The following is a 7,251-nucleotide window of genomic DNA, read 5'->3' as shown; positions in this document are numbered from 1 at the left end:
GCGCGACCGGGGAACATTCCCGGGTGGCGGCTGACGCCTTACCCGGGCTACAAAACCCGCAGGCGGCACGGGCCGGTAGCCCCGGTAAGCACAGCGCGACCGGGGAACATTCCCGGATGGCGGCTGACGCCTTACCCGGGCTACACGGTCACAACCACCATCGGGACGGTAGCCCGGACAAGGCGCCCCTGGCGCCGCCTCCGGGATGCAGCGCGCTATGCAGTTTCCGCGCCACCGGAGGGGAAATCGGGCTGCCTGGCCGGAGGAAACGAGTATACGCGAAGAGCGCCGTGGAGTGGCGCCCTGTCGCATAATTCAGCCTAATCTGCTACCAGTCGGCATAAGGAACCAACGGCTGCGGCGGCATATCCATATCGCCCTGCCAGCCGGAAGCCGAATAGCGAACGTACAGCAGCGCATGGCTCGGGGTGTAATCCTTCGCCTGCTGGATATCCACCGCCGCCCCGACAAACCAGTTGCTGGTCACCCGTCGTTCGATCAGCGCCCGCGCGGTATAGCCGACGCCAGAACTGCTGCTGCCTTCTTCCGTGAGCTGGCTGGCATCATGACGATACTGCGAAGGGATCAAATTGAGCAGCGGATAGCGCGCCTCGGTTTTGGTGCGCGAGTGGGACCACGACACCGAGCCCCCCAGCTCCCATGACCAGTTCGCCGTCCGCTGACGCCAGGTGACCGGCACCGAGAAGGAGACATATTCCTGCGGACTGTAGTAACCGCCCTGACCCAGCGTATAGCCGCTGAGATCCTTATCGTAGTGCCAGAGCATATTGTTCAGGCCGACGGTGACCCGGCGGTTATCTTCGTTAACCACTTTATAGTAGTAGCCGGTCATCCAGCGCACGCGCCAGTTGTCGGCGACGTTTTTCCCGGTCAACTGGTCGACGCCCAGCGAAGACCAGACGCCGTTGGCCTCGCCTTTATCGTAGCTCAGACTCAGACCGCCGCCGTCGGCGCGCACCCCGCCCCAGGTCTTGCCGGTATGGCCGTCGTTAGGGTTATCCTTCTGCCCGCCAAAGGCCAGCAGCGAGCTGGAGATGGGGCGTCGGTGGAGGTTCACGGTGTAGCCCAGCGGGCCAACGTCGCTGCTGTAGCTCAGGCCGCCCACCACATCAACGACGTTAAAGCCCATCGGCGTGGTGCCGATATCGCCGCTCCAGGTATCGTTCTTCCAGCCCACCGCGACGCTGGCGCCGCTATCGTTCTGATGTTTGCTGCCGCCGCTACAGGCGATTTCACCGCAGGTGCCCCAGCTCGGCGAATAGCTGCCGTCGCTGTTCGTCGAAAAACTCCCGGCATCCATATTAACCAGATCGGTACGGAAGAACATTCGCCCGTCGGCCAGCGGCGCATCCACATGCAGCATCGTGGTATGGGCTTTCAGGTCGGAATAGCCGCCGGTACCGCTGGAGCCCCAGTAATCATGTTCGAGGGTGACGTTAAGATCCTGCTGACGATAAAGATCCGCCGCGTCGCTGCGGATCCCGCGCTTCAGCCAGTCATCGCTGCTATCGTTACGCGTCAGCCGCGTAAAGGTGTCGTTATCCTGCGGGCGCTCGCGGGCGACGCCGGAGGCCACCATTGCATCTTTATAGCCTTCCAGCGCCTGCTGCGGCTCGCCGTTCTGCGCCTGGAAACGCGCGGCGTCGCGCAGCACCAGCGCGCTTTCCATTGACGGCGGCTGCGCTTTCGCCTGCGGAACGATGCGGGCGAAGGTTTGCTGCGCCTGAGCGCGATCGCCCAACCCGGCCTGCGCCTGGGCGATACGCCGCTGCATATTGATAGAATCGATATCTTCGCCCTTGAGCTGCGCCACCTGGGCGCGGGCGGCGTTTTTATCGCCATCGGCAAGATACACTTCCGCCAGGCCCAGACGCGCATCGCCGTTGTCAGGCTGCTGCCCCAGCACCCGCTGATATTCAGCAATTGCCGTCTGGCTGTCGCCACGCTGCTGCGCCCAGTCCGCCAGCGTGAGCGCGTAGCGCACCGACGTCGGCTGCTGGTTAATCAGGGCGATCGCCCTGGCTTCCTGGCCGCTATCGCGCAGCTGATTGGCCTGGCGCAACACGTTATCGCTTTGCAGGCGCGCCTCCAGCTCGCGAATATTGTCCGTCCACTGCCCGCGCGGCAGGGCGTTAATCTGCGCCAGCGCCATCTCATCCTGATTATTCCCGGATAGATAGAGGCCGTAGGCGTAAACCCGGTCGGCATCGCCGGGCTGGCGGTTGACCATCGCGCGCATGATGGCATCGGCTTCGCTGCGGCTGCCTGCGCTGACCAGATCCCGCGACAGGCGGTAGGCGATCCACACGCTATCCGGATCCAGCGCCAGCCGTCTGCGCTGCACTTCCGCCGCCTGCTCCCAGTTGCCCTGGCTCTCCAGCGCTTCGGCCTGTTTCTCCAGCCGATCGTTCGTCAGGCTGCGTTCGATATCATCAATGCTGCGCCGCTGGCCCGGCGACAGGCTGGCGATGTACGCGCTGGCTTTTTCCGGCGATTCGGCGCGATACAGATTCGCCAGACCGCGCACCGCCAGGCTGTTGCCGCGATCCATTCTCAGCGCGCGCTGGTAGTAGCGCTCCGCCGCCGCGTTTTCTTTACGCGCCGCCGCCACGTCCCCCAGCCCCAGCACCGCATAGCTGTCGGTATTGTCTATGCGCTGCGCCTGGGCGTAATGATTTTGCGCCTGCGCCAGCTGGCCGCTTTTGAGGGCGCTATCGCCCTGCTTAATAAGCAGCCAGTAGCGGTTAGTCTTGAGCAGGCTGTCCCACTTATCGCGGCTCGGGCTATCCGGGTCCATTTTGATGGCTTTACTCAACTGGGCAACCGCCCGCGCCCGATCGCCGCGCTGGGAGTACGCCTGCCCCAATGCGCCAACCGCGTCGCTGTCTTTGGCATCCGCCCGCACAGCCTGCTGCAAATCGGCCACGGCCACCGAACCTTTCCCGGCCTTCACCGCCGCCAGCCCCTCTGCGCGATCGCGGAACGTCGGGTCTTTTAGCTGCGTCTGCTGCTGAGCGAGCAGGACGCGGGCATTCGCCGAGGTGGAACCGGTGGGAAACTGCATGAGAAAGCGCTGCAGCGCCTGCACGCTGGCCCGGCTGACCGGCATACTTTTCACTTCGTTAAACCAGATGTCCGCCGCGATACCGCGTCCCGCCGCCGAGCGGGACATCTGCTCCAGATAAGCAAATCCCTCTTCCGGCTTATTATCGCCAAACATCTGTTTCGCCAGCGCCGTTTGCAGCGGGACGTTGCCCGGCAAGCGGGCGTTGAGTCTTTTCAGCTGATTGATGCCTTCGTTATGACGGGCGGGCAGCCGCGCCACCAGCGTCCAGTACTCAATCGCCGCGTCATCATCATCAGGAACGCCGTTAAACAGCTTCTCGTAAGCGGCGATGGCCTCATCAACCTTCCCGGCCACGCCCAGCAGACGAGCCTGCTGCAGCTCCTGGCGACCATCGCCGGTGCTGCTTTTCATTTCGTCACGCGAGGCTTTCAGCTCGGGCGATTCCGGCGCCAGCTTCGCCAGACGCTCCAGCTGCTGCTTCGCGCCGGCGGTATCGCCCTGGCGGAGAAGATAGCGCATCCGCGCGGCAACAACGTCCGGGTTATTCGGGTCGATCAATTCCAGGCGATAGAGCGACTGGCGCACCAAATCCTCACGTTTGCTGGCCTCGCCGAGGCGGACCTGCTCCAGTAGATGTTCCTGAACAGGCGTAGTCGCGGCGTGCGCCAGCGGCATCAGCGCGACGCCTAAGGAGAGGGTGAATAAGCTTAGTGAGAACTTGTGCATTCCTGGTTCCAGTCAGGCCGTAATTCGCCACCGGCGGTGAAGCGAAAACGGTGTTGATCCCATCCCTGGCCGAAAAGGGTCAGGACCGCGCTGTAGTAAGCATCCGCGCCGGGATAGTTATCGGCGACGCGCTGGCGCTGAATGGCGCGTGCATCTTCCTTCTGCAAGAAAGGCAGTAGCGCAGCGGAGAAGCCAACCGGACCGTTGCCGGTAGTTTTACCGGTCGCGATGTTGGTTTTTTCCGGCGGCACGCCCTGGTCAATCGTCCGGGTCGCCATCGGTTTAAAACGCGCCAGCAGGCGAGCTTTTTGCTTATCGCCGTCATCGAGCATACCGACCCACAGATAGACGCGAATGGCGTCATAGCTGCCGATAATGGGTTTATCCGCTTTCAGCTGCCAGCCTTTGCTTTTTTCGTAACGCACCCAGTCAGGCGAAAAACCTTTCGGCGCGGTTTCCAGCAGCAGACGCAGATTGCCGTCGCGTATCTTCGGCCAGGGAGCGCCAAACGCGGCAAAATAGGTCGCCAGCTGCGGCGGCAGATAGCTGGGATTAAAACGCCAGCCGCGGTCATCGACGAAGCCGACTCTCCCCGGCAGAATCATCGGCCCCAGCCCCGGTACGGTGGCGACCTCTTCGTCGGCAATGCGCGCCAGCAGCGCCTTGCCCACCTCGGTGTACTGAGGCGTGTCCCACAGACGTCCGGCCTCCAGCAGCGCCCAGGCTATCCACAAATCGGAGTCCGAGGCTGAATTGTTGTCCAGCACCGTCCACTCGTCATCGCTCTTTTTCCCCCACAGCCAGCCCGGGAGATGCGCGCGCAAATCGCCCTCGGCAAGGTTGTTTTGCGTCCACTCGAACAGCTTGCGGAAGCCGTCGCGATCGTTAGCCGCCAGAGCAAAGAACAGCCCGTAGCTTTGCCCTTCCGAGGTGGTGATTTTTCGCGCATCGCTGGGGTCGATAATTCGCCCTTCGGCGCTGACGTACTCTTTTTTAAACTGCTCCCAGGCCGGCCACTGGCAGGCGGCGCTCACCTGCGCCGCCGCCAGCATCAATACCGATAACACCACACCGCGCACCGCGTTCATCATCAATTACTCATCATCAAGGTCGAGGCGGCGACGGCTGATAATACGCAGCATGCGCCATAGCACCCATGCCAGCAGGACGATGCTGACCGCGGCCAGAATAGCCAGCAGCACCGGATGGCTGGAGAGCGCAAACCAGATACGTTCGAACCACGGCAGGTGCCCGATATAGTAAATATCGCCCACCCTCAGGCTATTGACGCCCGACTCACGAATCACCGCAACGGAACCAAACATCGCCGCGCGTTTACCGCTGTCGTTAAGCGCCTGGGTCAGCAGTTCGTTGCCGCGCGGGCTGTCGGCCAGCAGCGCCACGACGCTGCGCTGATCGTTGTACGGCGACTGGAAGCCAATAATCGCCGCCATCGGCCCGGCCGACGTGACGTCGGTGCGGGTATTCGGCGTTCTGGCCTCGGTATCGGGATAGATGCTGGCCAGATCGTAGTGGCGCATCGGCGTTTTCACCCAGCTTTTGGTCGCTTCAACCAGCAGGTTGATTTTCGTGTCGTCCTTCAGCGCCTGCGGAATGGAGCCAATCAGCAGCAGGTCGGCGTCTTTGTCCTTAATCTGGCTGCCGTCGTCGGTCATGCGCAGGTTAATGGCCGCCAGGCCGGTTTGCGCGCCAATGCCGCCGGCCGTCTCCAGCAGCGTGGCAACCTGGCCCTCGGTCGGCGATTTGGGCACCACGACCAGGGTATCGGCGAGATCGGCCATCCGGCTGTACGGGAAGCCCGCGTTAGCAAATACGCGCAGATCCGGCATCGCCATAAAGTGATAGTACTTCGAGAAATCGATGGTCGAGTCGTCGCCTATCACCACGTGGTTCTGCACCGGCTGGAAGGTAATACAGTTATCGATAGAACCGCCCGGCATCGGGTTCATATACTGAAAGTCAAAGCGCAGCTGATTCATGGCGCCGAGGCGCAATGCCGGGATCGTCACTTCCGTTTTGCCGTCCAGCAGCCCCTGCAGCACCGGCAGGCGTAGTATCAGCTTATTCACATCCTGCGAGCTGTTGAGGCTGAAGGACTGTAAGAACCGATCGTTCAGGCTGATATCCATGCGCGAGCTGTCCTTGATAGGCGGCATGGTGTAGCGATAGTTCAGGTTCATATCGATGCCGTTGGCGCGCAGCAGGTAGAGGTCCGGCGGCAGGTTCAGCGCTACGTTGATGGAGTCCGGCACCAGGCCGCTGGATTGCAGCTGCTGTTCGTAGGTTTTCAGCTCGGCAAAGGTCACCGCCCGATCGGTACGCACCCAGTTCGGCGCATCGTAGGGTTTACGCGCCTGCAGCTGTTTGACATCGTCAACCGTCACGCTGCTGCCGCGGAACAGAATATTGCCCTGGGCTATCCCCTTCGCTGCCTGCAGCAGGTCGTTGTCATCCCGCCCGAAGACCACCAGCAGCTTGACGTACGGATTATCCGGGTGGTCGATCATTTCAATCGTCGGCGCCTTAACCGGCGGATGCTCGCGCAGGAAGTCAGGGCGCTTATCGTTGGTCGCAAACACAATGGCGTTACGGTCCGGCAGCGCGTTGAACTGCACCGGGAACTGCTGGCCGCGCCAGCCCGCCTTGCTGCCGAACCAGGAGGCGACGATGGCCGCTGCCTGCTGCTGCAGGACACCCGGCGCGGAGGCGAAGACCATCGGTAGCGTCAGCTGGCGGTTATCGCGCGAATCGTAGAACGGTATCGGGAAATGCGAAAGATCGTTGCGCACGTTCAGCGACTGGTAGGTTAAATCCAGATAGCTTTCGCGACCGACGTCCAGCCACAAGGTGCTGCTGGCCGGGTTTTCACAGACATCGCGATAGTGGCCGACAAACTCAAGGCGCACGCGGTTAAAGTCGGTGATATAGAGCGGATCGATAGGGATCTGCGCGCTGACTTTTTTACCCAACTGCTCTTTGGTGACCGGCAGCACGCCCATCAGCTCATCGTTAAGATACACCTTCAGCTGCGACTGCACCGGCAGCAGCGACGGAGAGGGCGTGTAGTCGAGATTCAGTAGCGCTTTTGCCACCACTTCATCGCTGCGCATACCGAACTCTACCGACCCCTCAGGGCGCGCGCCGCGCAGCACCATGCTGCCCGGAGGCGGGGCGATTTTGGCGAAGGTCAGCTTCACGTCGCGGGTCGGAGCGTTATCCAGCACCACCACCGGCGCTGCCGGATCGGCAAGCGTCGCCGTGGGCTGGCTGTCCGCCACCGTACCAGCGATACCGGGCACCGTCGTCGTCGGCGCGGCCTGAGTCGCCGCCGCCGTCGGTTCCGCATACGAAGCGAAGGGAGACCATCCGCTAATACCCACCGCTACTGCACAAATCAAAGAGAGTTTTCTGTTCAT

General features: G+C 62.1%; 4 protein-coding genes. 1 reads left to right on the top strand and 3 read right to left on the bottom strand.

Annotation, left to right across the window (positions count from 1 at the left end; translation table 11 throughout):
• On the top strand, positions 1–314 hold a 314-nt coding region (locus tag ABLU87_RS25420; RefSeq protein ID WP_348866056.1), incomplete at its 5' end, for a hypothetical protein.
• A gap of 14 nt (positions 315–328) precedes the next feature.
• On the opposite strand, the gene bcsC is transcribed toward ABLU87_RS25420, so the two are convergent.
• From bcsC to bcsB, 3 genes are read right to left on the bottom strand one after another with little or no spacing between them, the layout of a single operon-like run.
• Complete coding sequence (bcsC, locus tag ABLU87_RS25415; protein WP_122117116.1) at positions 329–3,814, bottom strand: cellulose synthase complex outer membrane protein BcsC; 3,486 nt, start codon at positions 3,812–3,814, stop codon at positions 329–331.
• Positions 3,796–4,905 (bottom strand): cellulose synthase complex periplasmic endoglucanase BcsZ, encoded by a 1,110-nt coding sequence (gene bcsZ / locus ABLU87_RS25410; protein WP_025106808.1) that lies wholly within the window; start codon positions 4,903–4,905, stop codon positions 3,796–3,798. The genes bcsC and bcsZ overlap by 19 nt, the downstream gene beginning before the upstream one ends.
• Positions 4,906–4,908: 3 nt before the next feature.
• A complete protein-coding gene (bcsB, locus tag ABLU87_RS25405) occupies positions 4,909–7,251 on the bottom strand; it encodes a cellulose biosynthesis cyclic di-GMP-binding regulatory protein BcsB (protein WP_122117115.1) in 2,343 nt (780 codons plus the stop codon).

Source organism: Klebsiella sp. CB_Kp196 (genome assembly GCF_040061575.1).
GTDB classification, from domain to species: domain Bacteria; phylum Pseudomonadota; class Gammaproteobacteria; order Enterobacterales; family Enterobacteriaceae; genus Klebsiella; species Klebsiella michiganensis.
Note: the sequence above shows the minus strand (reverse complement) of the source record. Positions and strands in the feature narration are given on the sequence as shown.